The sequence below is a fragment of the Bacillus altitudinis 41KF2b genome, assembly GCF_000691145.1.
Classification (GTDB): Bacteria; Bacillota; Bacilli; order Bacillales; family Bacillaceae; genus Bacillus; species Bacillus altitudinis.
This window is the reverse complement of the sequence record NZ_ASJC01000017.1, coordinates 24,238-44,968: the sequence shown is the minus strand read 5'-3', so window position 1 is coordinate 44,968 and position 20,731 is coordinate 24,238. Positions and strand designations below refer to the sequence as shown.

Here is a 20,731-nt window from a genome sequence, read left to right as displayed (position 1 = left end):
AATGGCGGAGAAGGAGGGATTTGAACCCTCGCGCCGCTTACGCGACCTACACCCTTAGCAGGGGCGCCTCTTCAGCCACTTGAGTACTTCTCCATTTGGCTCCGCAGGTAGGATTCGAACCTACGACCGATCGGTTAACAGCCGATAGCTCTACCACTGAGCTACTGCGGAAAGTCTGTATTACTTATTGTTATCTAGTTTTCAAAGAACACGTTGGTGGAGCCTAGCGGGATCGAACCGCTGACCTCCTGCGTGCAAGGCAGGCGCTCTCCCAGCTGAGCTAAGGCCCCGATTTAATAGAAGATGGTGGGCCTGAGTGGACTCGAACCACCGACCTCACGCTTATCAGGCGTGCGCTCTAACCAGCTGAGCTACAGGCCCATGAACGATATGCAAATGGAGCGGGTGATGGGAATCGAACCCATGCTTATATTTTACTTTCTCGGTACCTTTTGACTCAACTCAACAATATTTTGAATAGTTATACATTCCAATCGTCAAAATAAAAAAAAGACACCTTTTTAAAAAAGGTGTCTTAACTGGGCTAGCTGGATTCGAACCAACGCATGACGGAGTCAAAGTCCGTTGCCTTACCGCTTGGCTATAGCCCAATAATAAAATGGGGCGATTGATGGGAATCGAACCCACGAGTGCCAGAGCCACAATCTGGTGCGTTAACCACTTCGCCACAACCGCCATACTGATATTTATTTGTAAAGTCCGTTGCCTTACCGCTTGGCTATAGCCCAATAATAAAATGGGGCGATTGATGGGAATCGAACCCACGAGTGCCAGAGCCACAATCTGGTGCGTTAACCACTTCGCCACAACCGCCATAGATGTTATGAATCATATAATTGGCAGGGGCAGTAGGAATCGAACCCACACCGGAGGTTTTGGAGACCTCTGTTCTACCGTTAAACTATGCCCCTATGAAAATAAAAATGGTGGAGGGGGGCGGATTCGAACCGCCGAACCCGGAGGGAGCGGATTTACAGTCCGCCGCGTTTAGCCACTTCGCTACCCCTCCACATTTGAAAAACAGTGCCGGCAAGAGGACTTGAACCCCCAACCTACTGATTACAAGTCAGTTGCTCTACCAATTGAGCTACACCGGCAAATAGTGGTGGCTCGGGACGGAATCGAACCGCCGACACACGGATTTTCAGTCCGTTGCTCTACCAACTGAGCTACCGAGCCATCATCAAAAGATGAATATGTATAAATGGCGGTCCGGACGGGACTCGAACCCGCGACCTCCTGCGTGACAGGCAGGCATTCTAACCAACTGAACTACCGGACCATTAGAGAAAACCGATAGCTCTACCACTGAGCTACTGCGGAATAATAAGACATGTTTCATTATATCTATGCCAGAAAAATGTGTCAAGAATTTTTAAGTGTTTCATTCCTGTCTCATTAGCGACGGCTTTTATAATTTAACATATACTAATATAACAGTCAAGCCTTTCTTCCTTCCTTTTTGTTTTCTGTTTAGACATGACAGAAAGACCCCGACCTCTAACTGAAAGACCAAGGTCTCCTTGCTGCTGCGCTCCCTATAGGTTCATGACAGCTTATACTTTCGCATCCACTTGTAAAAGGTGCTTCTTGGCACCCCTGCTGACCTCGCTGCTTCTGACACATGACCTTTTGTTTTGTGCAGTGCTTCTATCACTGTTTGCTTTTGAATGCGTTCCCTAAACGTGAGCTCTTTTGGAATCTCGGTACATTCTACTGGAGGCAGCTTCTGCTTTTTCTGATCCATCGTCTCTAATACCGCCGTATATTGCGATTCACCAATCCATCCTCCTTTAGGAAACAGAACCCTTATATGTTCAAACAGATTAAAAAGCTCTCGTATGTTTCCAGGCCAATGGTACGCTTCCAGCTTACGAAAAAAAGATTCAGGAAATGTCGCATTCCATTGGTGTTTCTTTTGGTAATAACGATATAAAGCAACAATGTCTTCTTTTCTTTCCCTAAGCGGCGGGATGTTGATTGGATAGACATGAAGACGGTAATACAAATCTTCTCGTATTTTACCTTCCCTCAGCAGTTCGTTCATATTCCGGTGTGTCGCTGTAATGATTCTAATATCCAAAGGGATTTCGTGTGTCCCGCCGAGCGGTACGACTTTCCTTTCTTCAATGACCCTAAGAAGCGCCACTTGCATCGCATAAGGGATTTCGCCAATTTCGTCTAAAAAGAGCGTTCCTTTATGCGCCTGTTCAAATTTCCCCTTTGCTCCATGACGTTTTGCCCCTGTAAAAGCCCCTTCAGCATAACCAAATAGTTCGCTTTCTAACAGGCTTTCAGGTATGGCTCCACAATTCACGGCAATAAACGGTCCTTTATGTCTTTCACTAGCTAAGTGAATCGCTCGAGCGGCCAGTTCTTTTCCTGTACCTGTTTCTCCCCAAATATAGACATTTGCATCTGTTTGTGCCGCTCGTTTCAATTCGCTGAGCGTCTGCTGAAATGTCGTACTTGTTCCAGATTCCCCGGGAAATTGAGCAAAAGAAACAGTTATATTGCTCTTCGCTGCTTCTTCAAGAGAAAAAGACATCCCAAGCAGCTTTCCGTCTTGTTCTGACTGAATGATCTGCTTGTCCCGTGTAACAAATGTATCGTCCATGAGCAGCTCAACATCCATTCCGTACCAGTCTGAAAATCGGTCTCTAATCGGCTTACTTGCCAAAACAATCTGCTTTTTCTCATTACAGACAACATACGGCTCGTCCGCTTCTACCTGCTGGAGACAATGACTGATCAGCTCCATCTCTTTCCTTTTTTGCTGGACCTGAATTTCTCTCTCTATGGCATATGCAACTGTTGAAGCTATTCCAAGCATAAAAGGATGATTTTGATCCGCCATACAGGAGATATCAATGACTCCTATGATCGTGCCGTCTGCATCACGAATAGGGGCCGCTGAACAGCTCCAATGGTGGGAAGCGACTGAAAAATGCTCAGTTCCGTTGATGGCTACGGCTTCCCCAATGACCAGTGCCGTTCCAATAGCATTCGTTCCCACATCGGCTTCGGTCCAGCGCGCGCCCTCCATAAAATTTATTTTTTTCGCTTCGACCAACGTCCTTTGACTTCCTGTCAGACTTAGCACATAACCATCTGCATCGATAAGTAATGCCATCATGTCAGATTCTTTTAATTGCTGACTGATTTTATTTAAGTAAGGAAGAGCTGCATTTAGGAATAGTGAGTACTTCTTTTTTTGAACACTGAATAATTCCTTTTCTAACAACGACTGTCCTTTATCTAAATACGGATTCACATTTGCCTGTTTACATCTGTGCCATGACTCCATCACTCTCTTATCCAGACGAGACCTATCAAGCAAACCTTCATGAACAAAACGTTTCCAAGTATTTAAATAACAAGGCGTCGGATTCATTCCATCCTCTCCTCTGGGGGCTTTTTATCCATTATAGATAATTATAAAAGCGCTTTCAATTATTGGCTGACCCAGGAAGTCATTCGGATAGAAAGTTTCTCTATCAGCAGTGCACCGCTCGCCCATTTGTTTGCAGCAAGGCTTCGTGTATCGCCTCAGAGAGTGTCGGATGTGCCGCAATAAACTGCTCTAATGTATCAGCTGTCAGCTCTGTATGCATCATCACCGCCGCTTGTCCAATCAGTTCTGTTGCATTCGGCCCGATAATGGATACACCTAAAATTTCTTGATATTGCGGTTCGACAATGACCTTTACTTGACCAGCTGGCTGATTTAAAATTAGTGCTTTTCCATTTGCAGAGAATGCAAATTTCCCTATTCGAATCTCCCCATATTGTTTTCTAGCATTCTCTTCATTTAAACCGACACTAGCGATTTCTGGAGACGTGTAGATGCACCTTGGAATCACTTGTTCATTGACCTTTACATCTTCACCTGATGCATGTGATGCCGCAATCGTTCCTTCATGAAAAGCAGCATGAGCAAGCTGAACGCCGCCTGTCACATCACCGCACGCATAGATATGCGACAGATTGGTTTGCATATGTTCATTGACACAGATGCCATTCCTGTCAAATTCAATGCCGATCTGCTCAAGATTCAGCTCTCCCAGCCTCGGCTTTCTGCCAATTGCGACTAAACAATGATCAGACTGGATGTCACAGCGCTCCCCATGATCCTTCTCAACCACCACTTTTTTTGAGCTTGCATCAAGCTGTTTGACTGCTGCTGATGTCAAAATTTCTACACCTGCTTTTTGAAGCTGATCGTAAAGACAGTTAGCTGTATCGTAATCTTCTTCAGGTAAAATGTGTGCTGCCTGTTCAACCATGACAACCTTTGATCCCATTCTGCTAAAGATGCTTGCAAACTCACAGCCGATCACCCCTCCACCAATGATACAAAGCGAATCTGGTATTGAAGGGAGCGTCATCGCATCCTTACTATCAATGATCCACTCTCTGTCAAATGGGGCGAAAGGTAAAGCAGCAGGTTCTGATCCTGAAGCAATAATGATTTGTTTTGCCTGGATGATTTCAGATTTCCCTTCACTTTCTATCAATAGCTCATGTGCTGAAAGAAATGATGCCTTCCCATTTAACACGCTGATTTTGTTTTTATTCATCAAATAACGAACGCCATCAGTCAGCTGCTTGACGACTGACCGTTTCCGCTTTTGAACGGCATCCCAATGAATGACAGGCTCCTTCCCTGGAAGCTCAATTCCAAAATGTCCAGCTGATTTCACATGCTCGTACATATCGGCGCTTTGCAAAAGTGCTTTCGTTGGAATACAGCCTTCATTCAGGCAGGTACCTCCTAACAGGCCTTGGTCGATTAGTACAACCTCTCTGTCAAAACGGGCGGCTGTTATTGCCGCCACATATCCTGCTGGCCCGCCTCCTATAATGACAAGCGTCATTCATTTCACCTTCTTCCTATAAAAGAATGGATACTGGATTTTCTAAATACCTTTTAACAGTTGATAAAAATTGTGATGCCGGCGCTCCGTCCAGCACGCGGTGATCAAATGTCAGACTGAGTGGCAGGATCGTCCCTTTACATAATTCATTCCCACGATAAATTGGCATGTGATCCGCTTTGCCAACGCCAAGAATACCTGCTTCCGGCGGATTCAAAATTGGTGTAAAATGTTCCACACCATAGGCGCCTAGATTCGTGATTGTAAAAGTAGAGCCTTCAATTTCATAGTGGAGAAGTTTGCCTTCACGTGCTTTTTTTCCATACGATTTGATGCTCTTCGCCAGCTCAATAAGTGAAAGCTTTTCCGCATGCCGAATAACAGGCACTGCCAGACCGTGATCTAAAGCAGCAGCGATTCCAAGATGAACATACTCAAAAGTTTCGACTCTATCATTCTGATATTGACTGTTCATTGCAGGATGCTCTAGCAGGGAAAGAACCACTGCTTTGGCTACAAAATCGGTCATGGTTAATTTCATATCGTGTCGTGCTGCGGCTGTTTCGTTCAACTCAGGCTGTAATGCTGTCAGCTTTGTCACATCCGCTTTCATCGTTATTGTTAATTGTGCGCTTGTTTGCAGGCTTTCCATCATTCGCGAGGCAATGGTTTTCCGCATCATGCTTACTGGCTGATGCTTTGGTTCTTTTTGTTGTTTTTCTTTTTCATCAGGAAGTGCCCGAAGCACATCCGCTTTCGTGATTCTCCCATCTGGACCTGTTCCCACTAAAGTATGAATGTCCAGATTAGCGCTTTGAGCAATCTTACGTGCAACAGGGGAGATTTTCTTTCTCTCTTTCTTTTGTTTTGGCGTCAGGTCTTTTTCTTTCTTTTCCTCGATCTGTTCATTTCCTTCACCGATATAGCAGATGACCGTGCCAGGCGGTACACCTTCTCCCTCAGGCACTTTTATATCCAATATGGTTCCTTCTGCAGGTGATTCGATCTCCATTTCAATTTTTTCAGAGTTGATGCTTGCAATGCTTTCCCCTTTATTTACGGTTTCTCCGACCTCTTTATTCCAGACAGATACCGTTCCTTCTTTCATTGACATGCCCAATTTCGGCATCACAACCTCGACAGCCATCTTCCTCTCTCCTTTCTTTAGTTCAAGATCTTGTCATGACTCTTTCCAACCATTTCTAATACGGTGTTCACAACCTTATCAGGTGTCGGCAAATAGATATCTTCAAGCGGTGGTGAAAACGGAACCGGTGTATGAGGAGCCGTCACTTTTTTGATTGGAGCGTCAAGTAAATCGAACCCTTTATCCGCAACCAGAGAAGAAATATCTGCGGCAATTCCGCACCTTGGATTTGCTTCATCCACAATGACAAGCCGATTTGTTTTTTCTACTGAAGTTAGAATGGCTTCTTCATCGAGCGGTGACAAGCTTCTTGGATCAATCACCTCTGCTTCAATTCCTTGGGCAGCTAATTGCTCGGCCGCTTCGAGTGCTGTATGAACTTGTTTGCCTACTGCAAAAATGGTCACATCTGAGCCTTCTCTTTTCACATCTGCTTTGCCAAGCGGCAGCGTGTAGTATCGCTCTGGAACATCTCCTGTGATATTGTAAAGCGTTTTGTCTTCAAAAAAGATGACAGGGTCCTGATCCTCGATGGCTGCCAGCAGCAATCCTTTGGCATCGTATGGTGAAGAAGGCACCACTACTTTCAATCCAGGGATGCTTGTAAATAGTGCATACAAACTTTGCGAATGCTGGGCAGCTGCTCTAAAACCCGCCCCATGTGTCGTTCTAATCGTGATAGGCACCTCTGCTTTTCCGCCAAACATGTATCGAAATTTTGCGCCTTGGTTCAGCACTTGGTCCAAACAAGTACCGATAAAATCATTAAACATAAGCTCCGCAATTGGTCTTAATCCTGTTGAAGCAGCAGCCATGGCCGCACCTATATAGCCAGCTTCACTAATCGGTGTATCAAGGACACGTTCACGCCCAAATTCCTGAACAATCCCTTTTGTTACACCAAGAACACCGCCCCATGCTTCATCATCCTGTAAGTGATCTACATGAGCACCTCCCGCAACATCTTCCCCCATTAAAATGACATCTTCGTCTCTTCTCATTGCCAGTTTAATCGCTTCATTCAAAGCACTAGACATGCTGATTTCTCTTGTCATTTTCCTCTCCCCTTTCTGATTTATTGATACGAAACATATACGTCGGTCAGTAATTCGGATTGATCTGGATATTCACTTTCTTCACTGAATCTCACGGCTTCATCTATCGCTTCTGCTACAGACGCTTCAATACTTGATATTTCTTGATCCGTTAGCAGCTGCTGCTTTAATAATTCATTTTTAAAAAGAGTGATGGCATCTTTTTCTTCTTGATGTTCAGTTTTTTCTTGATTGGTTTTGTAGCGCTGAGCGTCTCCTTCAAAATGACCATAATTTCGATATGTCATGCATTCAATCAATGTCGGACCTTCTCCATTTTTTGCTCGTTCTATAGCTTGTTCTGCTGCTTGATAAACGGCTGTCACATCTTTTCCATCCACTTGAATACCCGGAATACCATAACTGGCGGCTCGATCCACAATCGATTTGCAGCTTGAAGCATACGAAAATGGCGTCGCTTCCCCGTAACCATTGTTTTCTGCGATGAAAATGACTGGCAGTTTCCAGATGGCAGCGAGATTGATTCCTTCGTGAAAAGTCCCTTGATTGTTAGCACCATCCCCAAAAAAGCAAACGCTTACATTATTTTTCTTTTTATATTTAGCCGTGAGGGCTGCCCCGCACGCAAGTGGAAAGCCGCCTCCAACAATCCCGTTGGCACCGAGCATTCCTTTATCAAAATCTGCAATGTGCATAGATCCACCTTTACCTTTACAAAGACCTGTGGCTTTTCCATAGATTTCTGCCATCATTCCTTTTAGATCACAGCCCTTGGCGATACAATGACCGTGGCCACGATGTGTACTTGTAATACTGTCTTGTTCATTCAGATGAGCGCAGACTCCTACAGCAACAGCTTCTTCACCAGCATAAAGATGGACAAAACCTGGCAAGATCCCCTTTGTAAAAAGCGTGTGTACTTGATCTTCAAATTGGCGAATTTCCTGCATTTTTTGATACATCCAAACGGCTTTTTCTTTTGTAAGTGCCATTTCCATGTTAAAACCTCCTATCTTTTTTGCTTGCACTTCTATACAAGCAAAAAGCGTGCCAACATCATGGCGCTTGAAAGCTTAGGATTTGAGCGATTCCCATCGATCAAAAAAGAGACAAAATGAGACTCGCGTCTCTATTTGTCTCAATATGTCTACTTCATCTCACAAAAAAAGCACCCCATAAAGGAATGCATATCACTCTGAACCGATTGTACGCTGCCATTTTAATTTTCCTTTGCAGACGCCGCACACATAACGAGAGGTATCAACTCGCCTTTTCCTGATAAAATACTGACCGCATCCTGTGCAAACATATTCTTGTCGCTTCTGTCCACGTCGTTTATTTTGTACGGTCTTTAGCGCTGTACAAAAACGCGGGGCTCCTACTTGTTTTAATAACTCTTTAAAGGAACGGTCACGATGCTGATAGCCTTTTCCCTCAAGATGCAGATGATAATGACACAGCTCATGCTTGATGATCCCGATTAATTCTTCTCGTCCATGTTCTTCTAGGTATCGGCGGTTCAATTCGATATTGTGTGTTCCAAGTAAATATCTCCCGCCTGTCGTTTTTAAACGGGGATTGAAAACAGCCTGATGGCGAAACGCCTTACCAAAGAACTGCTCTGAAATGTCTTCTGTTAACTGCTGTAACTCTCTCTCGTTCAATCAAGATCGTTCCTTTCTATAAAAACCTCGAACGGGACAATTTCCTCTTTGCATACATTGAAGGTACACCCACTGTTTTGATCAAAGGAGGAATGGGCGATGCCCAACTGGCTGAAAAATCAGATGCAGAAAGCATTTTATGAGAAAAATCATTATCAAATCAAATTGCTTAATCAATGCTGGTACTTCTATAGAAAAAAACATTCAGTCACATCAAGGCACACCCCATCCTAAGGTGCGCCTCGTTTTTTGTTTACTCTGGTTTTAGCATCGAAAGAGCCACCCGACCTTTTGCCTGGTCAACGGAGTCTACCCATACGGTCACAATATCACCGACTGATACAACGTCGAGCGGATGTTTCACAAAGCGATTGCTTAGCTTGGAAATGTGGACAAGTCCATCCTGTTTTACGCCAATATCAACGAATGCGCCGAAGTCTACGACGTTTCTCACCGTTCCTTGTAGCTCCATCCCTTGCTTCAAGTCCTCCAATTTCAACACATCTGTTTTCAAAAGAGGTTTTGGTACTTCATCGCGTGGATCACGCTCAGGTCTTGTGAGCTGATCGATGATATCCTGGAGTGTAATTGGACCAATGTCAAGCTGCTGTGCGGCTTCGTCTAGCTTGACCTCTGCGATTTTCTCTTTTAACTGCTCTGTACCAAGATCGTCTGGCGTCATGTTGATCATACGTAAGAACTGTTTTGTTTCTTTATAGCTTTCAGGGTGAATACCCGTGCGATCAAGTGGATCTTGTCCATCTGTGATGCGCAGGAAGCCGATACACTGCTCATAAGTCTTTGCACCAAGCCTTGGGATATCCTTCAGCTCTTTTCTGCTTGTGAATCTGCCAATCTCTTCGCGGCGCTTGACGATGTTCCCTGCGACGGCTTTTGAAAGACCTGACACATATTGCAGCAGTGCCTGTGAAGCTGTATTAACGTTCACACCGACTTGGTTGACGACCGTCTCCACCACGAAGGTTAACGAGCTGTTTAATTGCTTTTGGCTCACGTCATGTTGGTATTGGCCTACTCCGACAGATTTTGGATCTATTTTTACGAGCTCTGCTAATGGATCTTGTAATCTTCGAGCAATGGATATAGCGCTTCGTTCTTCGACTTGCAAGTCTGGAAACTCTTCTCTTGCCAGTGCAGATGCAGAGTATACACTTGCCCCTGCTTCATTCACGATCAAATATGAAACTGGCTGGTCCAGCTCTTGGATCAAGTCTGCGATGAATTGTTCGGTCTCTCTTGAGGCTGTTCCGTTTCCGATCGCAATGACTTCAATGTTGGATGATTGAATGATTTCTTTCACTTTTTGTTTGGCTTCCGCTTTTTTCTGCACAGGCGGGTGCGGATAAATGACGCCAATATGATGGACTTTTCCTGTATCATCCACGACGGCTAATTTACAGCCTGTACGAAACGCAGGGTCCACCCCAAGTACACGTTTCCCTTTCATCGGCGGTTGAAGGAGGAGCTTTCTTAAGTTTTCAGCGAAAATATGAATGGCTTGTTCCTCTGCTTTTTCTGTCAGCTCTTTTCGTATTTCCCGTTCAATTGAAGGCTGAATCAAGCGCTTGTATGCATCATCAATGGCCGCTTCAATGTAAGGCCTCGCCGTCGTTTGTTTGCCTTTTAAGACTTGTTTATCGAGGTAGAAACGAATATTTTCAGCAGGTGGTTCGATGGCTGCTTTCAAAATCCCTTCTTTCTCACCTCGGTTGACCGCGAGTACACGATGAGGCACAATTTTTTTAATCGGCTCTTGATAGTCGTAATACATTTCATAGACGTTTTTCTCGTCGTTTTCAACGTCTTTTCCTGATGTGACAAGACTTCCCTTTTGGTACGTCTCACTGCGAATCCATTTCCGCATATCAGGATCATCCGCAAGCTGTTCAGCAATGATGTGCTGGGCGCCCTCTAGTGCTTCTTCTGCGGTTGTGACTTCTTTTTCTTCATTAATAAAAGCCGATGCTTTCTTTTTGATCTCATCGTTTGGCAGCTGCAGTAAATACTCCGCCAGCGGCTCAAGTCCTTTTGCTTTGGCTACATTTGCCTTCGTTTTTCGTTTTTGTTTAAATGGTCGATATAAATCTTCGACCTCTTGCAACTTATGCGCCTGTTCGATCTTCTGTTTTAATTCATCTGTTAATTTGTCTTGTTCAGCGATTAAGCGAATCACTTCTTCTTTTCGATTCGTCACATTTTGGATATATGTATAGCGTTCAGAAATGGTTTGAATTTGCACCTCGTCTAGTGAGCCTGTCTGCTCTTTCCGGTAGCGTGCAATAAACGGGACGGTATTGCCATCCTCTAATAGCTGGATTACACTTCCAATTTGTTTTGTTGAAAGCTTTAATTCTGTCGCAATTTGTTTCAATAAAAAGTCAGATGTCTTCATACTTTGCATCCTCTCACTGTGTCTTCTCTTTTAGTGTATCAAAAAAACCGGCAAAACAGAAAAAAGGTCAGCTATTTCATGTAAGCTGACCAAGTACATAGGTGAGATCGTCTTTCTTGTCTTGTGTGTATGTTTCAAGTTCTTTTGCGATGTCTGCAACTGAATGGCTATGCTTTAAACACATTCGCATGTTTGGCACATTCAGCCCGTCTGAATACATAATGAATGTCGAACCTTTTTCGTAGGAATAGGTGTATGTTTTGTATTTTCTAGGTTTACCTGATAGATATCCTGATGTCGGAAGTGGATAAATATAGTCGCCAGAAGGTGCATTCAAGATAAATCGAATATTGCCAACCGAACAATAGGTAAACTGCTGCTGAGAAAAATTCACCTTTAATATGGCCACAGTGGCCCCACGTTTATTTTTCATGGCCTGATTGCATCTATCAATGAGGGTTGTTACATCCTCATGTCCATATTCTTCGACAATTTCGCTGACTAAAGAAGATGATTCATTGGCGTACTGGCCGCTGCCTAATCCGTCTGCTACAGCACAAATTAGTTCTTCATCATCTGCTTTAATAAAAAAACTGTCCCCGCAGCATGATTTTCCTTCTTTGTTCGATTGATAGATAATGGCGTTTACATGCTCATGCTGTTCGATCTGCTTCATTACCCTAGCTCCATAGACGCATCTTCTGACAATGCATCTCGTAGCTTTTTAACTGCCTTCCGCTGCAGCCTTGATACATGCATTTGAGATATGCCGAGTAAATCGCCTGTTTCTTTCTGGCTTTTATTTTGCAAATACGTGAGATTGATAATTTCTTTTTCTCTATCTGTCAGAACGTGAAGCACACTTTCAAGCATCATTTTTTGGTTTACACGTTCGTACCCTTCTTCTTGTGAGCCGACGACGTCTAAAATCGTCACAGTGCTTCCTTCAGAATCTGCCTCTACTCCTTGGTCAACAGACAGCGCTTGATAGCTTTTGCCCATCTCCATTGTTTCAAGAACTTCTTCTTCTGTTACATCTAGATATTCTGCAATTTCTTGTACTTTAGGTGACTTTTGCGTTTCCGTTGTCAGATGATCAACTGCCATCTTGATTCTTGGTCCAAGCTCTTTAATTCGTCTTGGTACATGGACACTCCATGTTTTATCACGTAAAAAGCGTTTGATTTCCCCGATAATGGTTGGAATGGCAAATGCCTCAAATGACTTACCGACAAGTGGATCATAACGCTTAATTGCGCCGAGTAGACCAATCATTCCAACTTGTCTTAAATCCTCATGAAAGCTTTTTCCTTTGGAGTATTTCTTCGCGAGCATATCCACAAGATTTGTATAACACTCAACTAGTGTCAGCTGCGCCTGCTCGTCATGGTTGGATTGATAGCTTTGAATGAGGCGATCCACTTCATCTTTAGTTAGTTTCATAGTTTTGGATGGTTGTGTCATGGTCAACTCGCTCCCTGTTTAAAAACTTTGTCATCGCCACGGTAACTCCGGAGTTTGCTTGCACCTCGACTTCATCCATCAATGTTTGCATTAAGTATAAACCAAGACCTCCTTCTGCCAATTGATCCACCGTATGAGCAGATGTGTACGGCCCTAGGTCTTCCTGCTTTTGCTTAAAGTCAAAGCTACCGCCTTTATCAGCGACAATGATTTCTAGACGATCTTCATAGACAAGAAAGCGAACCGCTACCTCTCCATCTTCGCCATCTGCACCTTTATAGGCATGCTGAACTGCATTAGTACATGCCTCACTGACGGCAATTTTCAAGTCCTCAATCTCTTCGTAGGCATAGCCCATTCGGCTTGCAACGCCTGAAAGAGTCAGACGAATGATGCCTACGTATTCTGGTTTCGCCGGTATTTTCATCTCGATTAGATCTACTGATTCGTTCATTGTACCCCACCCTCTGACTTTGCAGAAATGTCAATGATGTCCTTTAGTCCAGTGATTTCAAACAATCTGACAAGCCGATCCGACAAGTTCTCAAGCTTTAATGATCCTCCTGCTTTTTGAGCCGCTTTGAACAGCCCAACAAACACACCTAAACCTGTACTATCCATGTAAGTAACATCTTTCAGACAAATGTCAAGATGCTCTCCTTTCTCTGCTTTGGGCATAAGGGTTTCTCTCAGCTCAGGAGCAGAGTACACATCGATTTCTCCGCTGACACTAATTTTCGTCTTATGATCTATTTGATGCTCTTTTACAGACATATTCATTATGCATTCACCTCGAAATTCTTGTTTCCTAAAGTTTTATATACCCGCATATTCACTTTCTAAACCTTTCTTTTAAGGACAAGTAAAGTAAAGTCATCGTGAAGCTGAAAATCTTGTAATTTGAGTAAGCTTGCATAGATAGCGTCGACCATTTCCTGTGCTGAATAGGAAAGATGCTCTGCTATGAGCGCTTTGATATCTTCGCGCTCTAAGAAGCCGTCCTCTGACTTGGATTCGGTGACCCCATCTGAAAATAAGATCACCATATCTCCTACGTCCAAATGCTGCTCATACTCCCTGTAATCAAAGTCTGGTGCGATTCCAAGGACAAGACCTTTTGCATCTAAATCGTAAAATTGATTCTCTTTTTTGCAATAGAAAAAGCCCGGCTCATGTCCAGCCGATGCGTACTTAAATTCATGTGTTTCTTTATTATAGCTGCCATAAAACATGGTGATAAACATGCTTGGGTCTACGTTTTGCTCGACCACACGATTAAGGGTTTTGAGCACTTTCGTTGGACCGCTGCCTGACTCTGGCAAGGAATCCATCGCATACTTAATCATCGACATACAGAGCGCAGCTGGAATGCCTTTCCCAATGACGTCTGCAATCGCGATATTGATTGTATCGTGATCTGTTACGAAATGGTAATAATCCCCACTCATCTGTTTTGCCGGCACACTGATGGCTCCGATATCAAATGTGTCTCCTTCTGGAATTTTCGTTTCCAGAAGGGTTTGCTGAACATTTGCAGCAATTTCAATTTCCGACTTAATTTCTTGCTGGATGCCTCTTAGTGTTAAATGCTCCTGGTAGGCAAGTCCGTATCCAATCATGACTTCAATTAAGAAGTCTAGTGAATGAAAGACATCTTCCGGCAAATCAGGGTAAAGCTCCTGAATCACTTTTCGGTGAACACTCACTATTTCTTCAGGAGGTATTTGATGCTCAATGGTTTTACGGCTAAATTTTTGAGCTTGATAAAGCGATGTTTCAGTTAAATCACTGATATAACGACTGAGCAGCTGATGATACCGCTGCTCCATTACCTCCTTAAAATCCATGGTTTCCCTCCTAGCGAAGCCACTTGACAGCTTGTATCTCAGTTCCTTGTTCTGGTGCGGAATCTAATTTAAATTCATCCATCAGTCTTCTGACGCCCGGCAAGCCTGCTCCGAGTCCGCCTGATGTAGAAAATCCGTCTTCCATTACTTTACGTATATCCATAATGCCAGGACCCTCATCGGCTGCGATGACTTTGAGTCCACGCTTTCCGCGCTCCATTACTTCTTCTATACAAATCTGACCTTTACCAGCGTATAAATAGATGTTACGAGCTAATTCTGAAATGGCCGTCGTAATTCTTGCTTGGTCAACTGTTCCAAAACCAAGTTCTTTTGCAACATTGCGCCCCAATTGTCTTGCTGCGACTATGTCCCATTCCGTCAATATTTTTACACAGGATTGGTCTTTCATATCTATTCCCCCAATTCCCGCTTCAGTGTCTCAAGCCCTTGTTCAAGATCTAGTGCTGTCTGAATTTCTTCCAGTGAAATGCCAAGTTCAATAAGCGTCACAGCGACTGCCGGTTGTATTCCTGTTAATACAACTTTTGCCCCCATGAGCTTGGACATGGTGATCACATCACCTAATACCTTGGCGATAAATGAATCAATCATATCGACGGATGTTAAGTCAATGACCACACCGTTTGCTCCTGTTTCATGAATTTTATTCAGCAAGTCTTCTTGAAAGTGAAGAGCTGTTTGATCATCAAGCTCCCACTGTATTGAAATCAGAAGACAATTATATAATTTTAAGATTGGAATCTTCGGGTGATTTCTCAATTGGTTATCCCTCCAATGAAACAATTTTTCGATTTGTCATTTCCAAAGCAGTTTGAATTCCTTTTTGAAGGGTATTCTTTGTTGTAACCTGAGATAAATCAATTCCAAGGTTAACGATCGTTTGGGCTATTTCTGGGCGAATACCGACAAGTAAACACTTCGCTCCTACTAATCTCACAGCCTCTGACGCTTGAATGATATGGTGGGCCACCATTGTGTCCACGACAGGTACACCCGTGATATCAATCAAGACGACCTGTGAGCGATGTTTGACGACACCATTAAGCAGGTTCTCCATAATTTTTTTCGCACGATCTGTATCAATTGTTCCAACAAGTGGCATGACGGTGATGTGCTCAAATACAGGGATTAGCGGGGCAGAAAGTTCCTGCAGCGCAATTTTTTGAAGGCTGACGGTTTTTTCCCATGAGATGGAATACTGGTTTAAGATCTCATTATGGATGGGTGTGATGAATCGATCGATTTGCCAGATGAGGTCATGACTTTCTTGTGTTGTATCTTTGTCATCGTTCATTTTTTCATATAAATGTGTACGGATTTCTGTTAGACCGTTTGCCAGTAACTTAAGTGATATACCCATTTGAACAATTTTTAAAGCAAAATTTTGCACTTTTTCTTCAAAATCCTCATGATCCCCCTCTGAAAGAGATGTAATGATGAGTTGAACATATTCCGAACAGATGGTTTCATACATTTTGTCGTTCAGCATCATGTCCGTTTCTTTTTCTCCGAGTCGTTTTAAAATGTCCGTCCACTCTTTTTCTAATTCCTTTTGGTGCTTTCTTGCAAAAGCTAACACGATATGATTCGACATGTTTTACCCCCTACTTACATTTAAAGCTCTTCTCTAGTCTTTCTTCATTATAACGTTAAAAAAAATTGAACACAAAAAAAGTTGCTCCCAGTAGAGCAACCAAGTATCACCATATTAAAAATCAATAAGAGCCAAACTAACTTGTAAGGCTTCATCAACCTTCTCCATCATCTCATCATCAAGATGTGTGATTTTATCTGTCAATCTTTGTTTATCGATCGTACGAATCTGTTCCAAAAGAATGACAGAATCTCGTTCAAAGCCGTAGCGCTTTGCATTAATTTCGACGTGAGTCGGTAATTTCGCTTTTTGTATTTGGGCTGTTATGGCTGCAACGATAGCAGTCGGGCTGAAGCGATTTCCAATGTCATTTTGAATCACCAATACCGGGCGAACCCCGCCCTGCTCGGAGCCAACAACAGGAGATAAATCAGCAAAGTAAACATCACCGCGTTTAACAATCAAATGTTTAACCCCCGCTGACTAATCGCTCAACTGTATTCTCAGCCTCAAATTCTGCGTATTGTGCCTCTGAAGAGATATTCAGATTAATTTTCGCCATCTCCATGTAGCCGCGTCTCATCGATTCACGATTTTGTCGAATATTACGTTCACGAATATACGTTTTTGTCGCTCGGTAGATCAATTCATTTCTTGTTACCTTATCCTGCTCTGCTACTCGTTCGATCTCAGACATTAAAGCCTCCGGCAGTCGAATCTTCATTTCATTTGTTGCGCTGGATTCAGACAAAAAACATACACCTCCACAAAACTTACGGATACCGTTTCGATCCATTCCAAGACTAATCATACCATTATTCAATGCACAAGCAAAGCTGTTTTTTCATGATTTCTTATTAGAACATGAAGCGGCTCGCCACCCGTAAATCAAGATGATAATGGAGTTCCTCTTTCCCATTATACGCTTTTTTCCGAAAATCATACGGTATTTCCAAAATCTCTAAAAAAGGGAGAATGTTTATGATGCCTTTGTAGAATAAAAGAGAACGATGTCAGTTTGAACATCGTTCCCGTGGATGCTGTTTATAAAAAGCTTGGACCGCCTTGAAGCAGCGGATTTCGTACACGAACCCTTTCGCCGTCCTCTATATAGACTCTTGGGACGCGGTAACCAACAGAACATGTGACTTCGTAGTTAATGGTTTCAAGCCGCTTGGCTATTTCATCGACAGATATCCTGTCTTCGCCTTGTGTGCCGATGAGCACGACTGGCTCCCCTGCCGGAATGTCCTTTTTCAAATCAACCATGAATTGATCCATGCACACCCTTCCAGCAATTTTTCGGCGTTTTCCGCCAACGAGCACTTCTGTTCCGGCAAGCTTCCTGATCCAGCCGTCTGCATACCCGATTGGAATCGTACCAATCCATGTATCTTGATTCGCTGTATAAGTTGCACCATAGCTCACGCTCTCACCCTTTTGAATGGGCTTTACATGTGCAAGTTTTGTATGAAGAGATAATGCTTCTTCCAGTTGAAACGGCAATTCATCCTTGATTTCTTCCGACGGCGACAGCCCGTACATACTGATGCCAAAACGAACCATATTAAATAAAGTGTCTTTAAACCTTAGACCTGCTGCACTGTTGGCGCAATGAATGAGCAGTTTGTCCGTATGAAGCGGTTGAAGCAATGTTTTAAACGTATCAACCTGCATACCGAAGTAGTTTTCATCTTTTTCATCCGCTGTGGCAAAGTGAGTAAATACGCCTTCCAGCTGTAAAAAAGAATGATCGTGGACAAGCTCTTTTACTTCGCTCACCTGCTCGATTGTTTTCACACCTAACCGATTCATGCCGCTGTCGATTTTCAAGTGGAAACGAATGGGTTGTCCCATCTGCCCTTTCATCACTTTGACGACTTCTCTCAGCCAATCGATCGAGTAAGCGGTCATGATAACGTTGTATCTAACGGCGACTTTGACATACTCTGACGGTACTGCGCCGAGCACAAGAATCGGGGCTTTGATGCCTTTATTTCTTAAAGAAATGGCTTCATCTAAAAAAGCGACGGCTAACAGGTCTGCTCCTGCTTCGAGGGCAGCTCTTGCCACTTCTATATCTCCATGTCCATATGCATTGGCTTTCACAACAGCCATTAGTTGGACGCTTTGACCAATATGGTCTTTCATATGTGAAACATTATGCTTGATTGCTGTTAAATCAATTTCTGCCCATGTGTCTCTATAAAAGGCATTTGTGTCCATTCATCACACTTCCCTATTGAATGATTCAATACTTCATTATGATACTAAAAATCCAGAATAATGTGAAACAACTCAAAGAAAATCAGCCCCTGCACAGGGCTGATTTGTTGTTATGTTAAGAATCTCGCCTATTTCGCTGACTGTCCTTCTACACTTTTGGCGACCATTAAGAGTTCTTCTTTCGATAAATCACTTGAAGAAATTAAGTAGTCAACTCCATCAGATGTCCAAGAAAGAGATTTGTCTGTCAGAACACCCACTGTCATGCCAAGATCGACTGGCTCGCCATTCATCGTCACAGGCGTAGACGCTTCTGCTACCCGCGCTTTTTCCTGAATGAGCGTGAAGGATTTCTTTCCGCCATACGTCATCACATACCGCTTTCCAGCATCTGTTGTCATTTCTTTCTCTTCCATTTTCTTCACGCCCTCTGGCATATCCACAGGCGTTTTCACAGCAAAGCTGTCAGATGGATCTGCGCTTGTGGCAACATCCATTTGAGAAAGTGTCATATTTTTCTTCTCATCAAAGGCGTCTTTGTCAAAGGATTTGTTGAATTCAAAGTGAGAGAATTCTACTTTCACCATTGGCTTTTTATCGCTATCCAGTACTTTCACACTAGCAGGCGCCATTGTTTTTTTATGAAAGGTAATCTCTTGGGTCGGCAGCATTTGGTTGTGCTGATAGTTGGTTTTTGTTTCAAAAACGTACTTCGACTCTTTTGCTTTGAACTGAGCTGCACTGTCATTTTTAATGTCTTTCACAAGTGATTCAAATAAATACACCTGACTGCTGTTGTTCGGCCAATCACTATGGAAGCGGAAGCTTTTGTTTAATGAAGGTGTCAGCACAAATACACCATTGCCATTTCTTAAAATGACTTGACTCTGATCCTTCTTCGGATTTTCTAAATAGACACGGTAAAGCTCCGGCTTCTTGTACCAAATTTCCACATGGTATTCCTGCGGATCATTTCCTGTCTCAATGGTCATTTTTGCTTTGGCTTTGTATGATGTCATTTCCTCTGCCTTTTTGTTTAAATCTCCAACGATATCTTGTTGAGATTTTTGACCGCATGCGGAGAGAATCAATACAAAAAGGATCCCCGTTACAAGCAAAACAAAGCTTTTTCTCACCCTTTTCAACCCCTTCGTTAATTGTGTTAAAAGGAAGAAACCGCTTGTTTGACTTTAACAGTACGCCTCAAGAGTTAACTGCGTACCGCGAACCATCAAAGCCTGTTAGCAACTCGCCCTTCCTTATCGCACTACCCAATATATGAAGGGGGGACAAACAATATGCAGACTAGCTTGACAACCTTTCAATTAAAACTTGTGCTGCAGCATATTCTTTTGTGTGTGTAATGGATACATGAACGTAGTCTTCTTTTGTTTTCTCACTTTTGATGAGGGGTTTTCCGTTCGCATCTTTTTGTATCTCGATGTCGTGAAAGCTGATATACTGACCAATTCCCGTACCGTATGCTTTTGCGAATGCTTCTTTCGCCGCAAAACGCCCTGCCAGAAACTCCAGCTGTCTCTTTTCACTTAGTGTGTGAAAGACTTCCTGTTCACGTAAAGTCAAAATTCGTTCTGGTAAACGGGGCTGCCTGCTAAGAACTCGTGACAGCCGGCCGATCTCTACAATATCCATACCGATTCCTTTAATCATGAGGTACCTCCTATGATACTCGTACTAATTTGGATGTTCGCTTCATAAACGTGTTACTATAAACTTACCATTATCTAGTCAAAAGGGGTTTGTTATGTTTATTCGAACGGAGAGCTTTCAACAATTTATTAGATCGTATCCAATCGTAACAGCGATCCTTGCTTTGCAAATCGGCCTATGGCTTTTATTTGCGATCCCTATTCCAATGATCCAGCTTGGGCAGGACCATCTCGTTGGTTTTAATTATGGTGTTGCAGCAGGAGAATGGTGGCGGCTTTTAACGCCTATTTTTCTTCACGGAAGTCTGACACATATTCTGTTCAATTCCATGTCGCTCTTCCTATTCGCTCCAGCACTTGAGTATTTGCTTGGAAAGGTTCGATTTCTTGTGATTTATCTGGGTGCTGGATTCATTGGCAATCTCGGAACCTATTGGGTGGAGCCTTTAGAGTACGTACATGTCGGGGCTTCTGGTGCGATATTTGGTTTATTTGGCGTCTATCTTTATCTTGTCCTATTTAAACCGCATATGATGGACCGTGGTAATTCTCAGGTGATCTTAACGATTCTCGGCGTCTCTGTTATTATGACGTTCGTCAACTCGAACATCAACATCATGGCCCACTTATTTGGATTGATAGGCGGCATGATCCTAGCACCGATCACTCTATTCTTCCATTCAAAAAAACGACGCTATTAAGCTCATAAAAAATGTCGATCACTCCGTT

22 protein-coding genes and 12 tRNA genes are annotated in these 20,731 nt (G+C 43.2%); 2 read left to right on the top strand and 32 right to left on the bottom strand.

The genetic code is table 11. From position 1 onward, the window contains the following. Window positions 1-2: 2 nt before the first annotated feature. The 18 genes from BA79_RS17680 to BA79_RS17595 form a co-directional block, all read right to left on the bottom strand. Window positions 3-93, bottom strand: a tRNA-Ser gene (locus BA79_RS17680). Between the two features lie 3 nt (window positions 94-96). After that, a tRNA-Asn gene (locus BA79_RS17675) sits at window positions 97-171 on the bottom strand. A 43-nt stretch (window positions 172-214) separates the two neighbouring features. Continuing rightward, window positions 215-290: transfer RNA gene (locus BA79_RS17670), tRNA-Ala, on the bottom strand. 14 nt (window positions 291-304) lie between these two features. Next, window positions 305-381 (bottom strand) — tRNA-Ile (locus BA79_RS17665). 158 nt (window positions 382-539) lie between these two features. After that, window positions 540-611, bottom strand: a tRNA-Gln gene (locus tag BA79_RS17660). A 9-nt stretch (window positions 612-620) separates the two neighbouring features. Further along, window positions 621-696: transfer RNA gene (locus BA79_RS17655), tRNA-His, on the bottom strand. Window positions 697-758: 62 nt separating this feature from the next. Continuing rightward, window positions 759-834: transfer RNA gene (locus tag BA79_RS17650), tRNA-His, on the bottom strand. Window positions 835-858: 24 nt separating this feature from the next. After that, a tRNA-Trp gene (locus tag BA79_RS17645) sits at window positions 859-932 on the bottom strand. 13 nt (window positions 933-945) lie between these two features. Then, a tRNA-Tyr gene (locus tag BA79_RS17640) sits at window positions 946-1,030 on the bottom strand. 15 nt (window positions 1,031-1,045) lie between these two features. Beyond that, window positions 1,046-1,118 (bottom strand) — tRNA-Thr (locus BA79_RS17635). Window positions 1,119-1,124: 6 nt separating this feature from the next. Beyond that, window positions 1,125-1,200: transfer RNA gene (locus BA79_RS17630), tRNA-Phe, on the bottom strand. Window positions 1,201-1,226: 26 nt separating this feature from the next. Beyond that, window positions 1,227-1,303: transfer RNA gene (locus tag BA79_RS17625), tRNA-Asp, on the bottom strand. A gap of 264 nt (window positions 1,304-1,567) precedes the next feature. After that, window positions 1,568-3,415, bottom strand: coding sequence for a sigma-54-dependent Fis family transcriptional regulator (locus tag BA79_RS17620; RefSeq protein WP_025206802.1), 1,848 nt, complete (start codon window positions 3,413-3,415; stop codon window positions 1,568-1,570). A gap of 103 nt (window positions 3,416-3,518) precedes the next feature. Beyond that, the gene (lpdA, locus tag BA79_RS17615; protein WP_035704233.1) at window positions 3,519-4,898 is read right to left on the bottom strand and encodes a dihydrolipoyl dehydrogenase; all 1,380 of its coding nucleotides are present in this window, start codon (window positions 4,896-4,898) and stop codon (window positions 3,519-3,521) included. A gap of 16 nt (window positions 4,899-4,914) precedes the next feature. Continuing rightward, a complete protein-coding gene (locus tag BA79_RS17610) occupies window positions 4,915-6,045 on the bottom strand; it encodes a dihydrolipoamide acetyltransferase family protein (protein WP_008346885.1) in 1,131 nt (376 codons plus the stop codon). Between the two features lie 17 nt (window positions 6,046-6,062). After that, window positions 6,063-7,100 carry an alpha-ketoacid dehydrogenase subunit beta gene (locus BA79_RS17605; protein WP_035704231.1) on the bottom strand — a complete coding sequence of 346 codons (1,038 nt, stop codon included), beginning with the start codon at window positions 7,098-7,100 and terminating at the stop codon, window positions 6,063-6,065. A 20-nt stretch (window positions 7,101-7,120) separates the two neighbouring features. Beyond that, window positions 7,121-8,098 (bottom strand): thiamine pyrophosphate-dependent dehydrogenase E1 component subunit alpha, encoded by a 978-nt coding sequence (locus BA79_RS17600; protein WP_035390370.1) that lies wholly within the window; start codon window positions 8,096-8,098, stop codon window positions 7,121-7,123. 192 nt (window positions 8,099-8,290) lie between these two features. Then, window positions 8,291-8,764: a SprT family protein gene (locus BA79_RS17595; RefSeq protein WP_035704229.1), complete on the bottom strand. Its 474-nt coding sequence runs from the start codon at window positions 8,762-8,764 to the stop codon at window positions 8,291-8,293. A 99-nt stretch (window positions 8,765-8,863) separates the two neighbouring features. Between BA79_RS17595 and cmpA the strand changes: the two genes are divergently transcribed. After that, window positions 8,864-8,998: a cortex morphogenetic protein CmpA gene (gene cmpA / locus BA79_RS19420; RefSeq protein WP_008346893.1), complete on the top strand. Its 135-nt coding sequence runs from the start codon at window positions 8,864-8,866 to the stop codon at window positions 8,996-8,998. Between the two features lie 19 nt (window positions 8,999-9,017). On the opposite strand, the gene BA79_RS17590 is transcribed toward cmpA, so the two are convergent. The 14 genes from BA79_RS17590 to acpS all read right to left on the bottom strand — a co-directional run bounded on the left by BA79_RS17590 (window position 9,018) and on the right by acpS (window position 20,003). Beyond that, entirely contained in the window at window positions 9,018-11,177 is a 2,160-nt protein-coding gene (locus tag BA79_RS17590) for a Tex family protein (RefSeq protein ID WP_035704226.1), read from the bottom strand. A gap of 76 nt (window positions 11,178-11,253) precedes the next feature. After that, entirely contained in the window at window positions 11,254-11,853 is a 600-nt protein-coding gene (locus BA79_RS17585; protein WP_035704223.1) for a PP2C family serine/threonine-protein phosphatase, read from the bottom strand. Then, a complete protein-coding gene (gene sigB / locus BA79_RS17580; RefSeq protein ID WP_025206796.1) occupies window positions 11,853-12,641 on the bottom strand; it encodes an RNA polymerase sigma factor SigB in 789 nt (262 codons plus the stop codon). Before sigB ends, BA79_RS17585 begins: the two co-directional genes overlap by 1 nt. Next, window positions 12,607-13,095 (bottom strand): anti-sigma B factor RsbW, encoded by a 489-nt coding sequence (gene rsbW / locus BA79_RS17575; RefSeq protein ID WP_007496471.1) that lies wholly within the window; start codon window positions 13,093-13,095, stop codon window positions 12,607-12,609. Before rsbW ends, sigB begins: the two co-directional genes overlap by 35 nt. Further along, window positions 13,092-13,421, bottom strand: coding sequence for an anti-sigma factor antagonist (locus tag BA79_RS17570; protein ID WP_008346902.1), 330 nt, complete (start codon window positions 13,419-13,421; stop codon window positions 13,092-13,094). Before BA79_RS17570 ends, rsbW begins: the two co-directional genes overlap by 4 nt. A gap of 59 nt (window positions 13,422-13,480) precedes the next feature. Then, the gene (locus BA79_RS17565; RefSeq protein WP_008346904.1) at window positions 13,481-14,488 is read right to left on the bottom strand and encodes a PP2C family protein-serine/threonine phosphatase; all 1,008 of its coding nucleotides are present in this window, start codon (window positions 14,486-14,488) and stop codon (window positions 13,481-13,483) included. 10 nt (window positions 14,489-14,498) lie between these two features. Beyond that, window positions 14,499-14,900, bottom strand: a complete 402-nt coding sequence (locus BA79_RS17560; RefSeq protein WP_003214085.1) for an anti-sigma regulatory factor — start codon at window positions 14,898-14,900, stop codon at window positions 14,499-14,501. 2 nt (window positions 14,901-14,902) lie between these two features. Then, window positions 14,903-15,271 carry an RsbT antagonist protein RsbS gene (gene rsbS, locus BA79_RS17555; protein ID WP_003214235.1) on the bottom strand — a complete coding sequence of 123 codons (369 nt, stop codon included), beginning with the start codon at window positions 15,269-15,271 and terminating at the stop codon, window positions 14,903-14,905. A gap of 4 nt (window positions 15,272-15,275) precedes the next feature. Then, window positions 15,276-16,106: an RsbT co-antagonist protein RsbRA gene (locus BA79_RS17550; protein WP_007496484.1), complete on the bottom strand. Its 831-nt coding sequence runs from the start codon at window positions 16,104-16,106 to the stop codon at window positions 15,276-15,278. A 114-nt stretch (window positions 16,107-16,220) separates the two neighbouring features. Beyond that, window positions 16,221-16,571: a type II toxin-antitoxin system endoribonuclease NdoA gene (gene ndoA / locus BA79_RS17545; RefSeq protein WP_003214169.1), complete on the bottom strand. Its 351-nt coding sequence runs from the start codon at window positions 16,569-16,571 to the stop codon at window positions 16,221-16,223. A gap of 4 nt (window positions 16,572-16,575) precedes the next feature. Continuing rightward, the gene (locus tag BA79_RS17540; RefSeq protein ID WP_003214273.1) at window positions 16,576-16,857 is read right to left on the bottom strand and encodes a hypothetical protein; all 282 of its coding nucleotides are present in this window, start codon (window positions 16,855-16,857) and stop codon (window positions 16,576-16,578) included. 293 nt (window positions 16,858-17,150) lie between these two features. After that, window positions 17,151-18,332, bottom strand: coding sequence for an alanine racemase (alr, locus tag BA79_RS17535; protein ID WP_035704220.1), 1,182 nt, complete (start codon window positions 18,330-18,332; stop codon window positions 17,151-17,153). A 128-nt stretch (window positions 18,333-18,460) separates the two neighbouring features. Then, entirely contained in the window at window positions 18,461-19,477 is a 1,017-nt protein-coding gene (locus tag BA79_RS17530; protein WP_007496489.1) for an outer membrane lipoprotein-sorting protein, read from the bottom strand. 160 nt (window positions 19,478-19,637) lie between these two features. Then, complete coding sequence (acpS, locus tag BA79_RS17525; RefSeq protein ID WP_017358398.1) at window positions 19,638-20,003, bottom strand: holo-ACP synthase; 366 nt, start codon at window positions 20,001-20,003, stop codon at window positions 19,638-19,640. A gap of 94 nt (window positions 20,004-20,097) precedes the next feature. On the opposite strand from acpS, the gene BA79_RS17520 reads away from it, so the two are divergent. Further along, window positions 20,098-20,703 (top strand): rhomboid family intramembrane serine protease, encoded by a 606-nt coding sequence (locus tag BA79_RS17520; protein WP_007496491.1) that lies wholly within the window; start codon window positions 20,098-20,100, stop codon window positions 20,701-20,703. Window positions 20,704-20,731 lie beyond the last annotated feature (28 nt).

Bases quoted from the DNA above. Each gene is read 5' to 3' on its own strand.
- BA79_RS17620 (WP_025206802.1), bottom strand. From the start codon at position 3,415: ATGAATCCGACGCCTTGTTATTTAAATACTTGGAAACGTTTTGTTCAT.
- lpdA (WP_035704233.1), bottom strand. From the start codon at position 4,898: ATGACGCTTGTCATTATAGGAGGCGGGCCAGCAGGATATGTGGCGGCA.
- BA79_RS17610 (WP_008346885.1), bottom strand. From the start codon at position 6,045: ATGGCTGTCGAGGTTGTGATGCCGAAATTGGGCATGTCAATGAAAGAA.
- BA79_RS17605 (WP_035704231.1), bottom strand. From the start codon at position 7,100: ATGACAAGAGAAATCAGCATGTCTAGTGCTTTGAATGAAGCGATTAAA.
- BA79_RS17600 (WP_035390370.1), bottom strand. From the start codon at position 8,098: ATGGAAATGGCACTTACAAAAGAAAAAGCCGTTTGGATGTATCAAAAA.
- cmpA (WP_008346893.1), top strand. From the start codon at position 8,864: ATGCCCAACTGGCTGAAAAATCAGATGCAGAAAGCATTTTATGAGAAA.
- BA79_RS17590 (WP_035704226.1), bottom strand. From the start codon at position 11,177: ATGAAGACATCTGACTTTTTATTGAAACAAATTGCGACAGAATTAAAG.
- BA79_RS17585 (WP_035704223.1), bottom strand. From the start codon at position 11,853: ATGAAGCAGATCGAACAGCATGAGCATGTAAACGCCATTATCTATCAA.
- sigB (WP_025206796.1), bottom strand. From the start codon at position 12,641: ATGACACAACCATCCAAAACTATGAAACTAACTAAAGATGAAGTGGAT.
- rsbW (WP_007496471.1), bottom strand. From the start codon at position 13,095: ATGAACGAATCAGTAGATCTAATCGAGATGAAAATACCGGCGAAACCA.
- BA79_RS17570 (WP_008346902.1), bottom strand. From the start codon at position 13,421: ATGAATATGTCTGTAAAAGAGCATCAAATAGATCATAAGACGAAAATT.
- BA79_RS17565 (WP_008346904.1), bottom strand. From the start codon at position 14,488: ATGGATTTTAAGGAGGTAATGGAGCAGCGGTATCATCAGCTGCTCAGT.
- BA79_RS17560 (WP_003214085.1), bottom strand. From the start codon at position 14,900: ATGAAAGACCAATCCTGTGTAAAAATATTGACGGAATGGGACATAGTC.
- BA79_RS17550 (WP_007496484.1), bottom strand. From the start codon at position 16,106: ATGTCGAATCATATCGTGTTAGCTTTTGCAAGAAAGCACCAAAAGGAA.
- alr (WP_035704220.1), bottom strand. From the start codon at position 18,332: ATGGACACAAATGCCTTTTATAGAGACACATGGGCAGAAATTGATTTA.
- acpS (WP_017358398.1), bottom strand. From the start codon at position 20,003: ATGATTAAAGGAATCGGTATGGATATTGTAGAGATCGGCCGGCTGTCA.
- BA79_RS17520 (WP_007496491.1), top strand. From the start codon at position 20,098: ATGTTTATTCGAACGGAGAGCTTTCAACAATTTATTAGATCGTATCCA.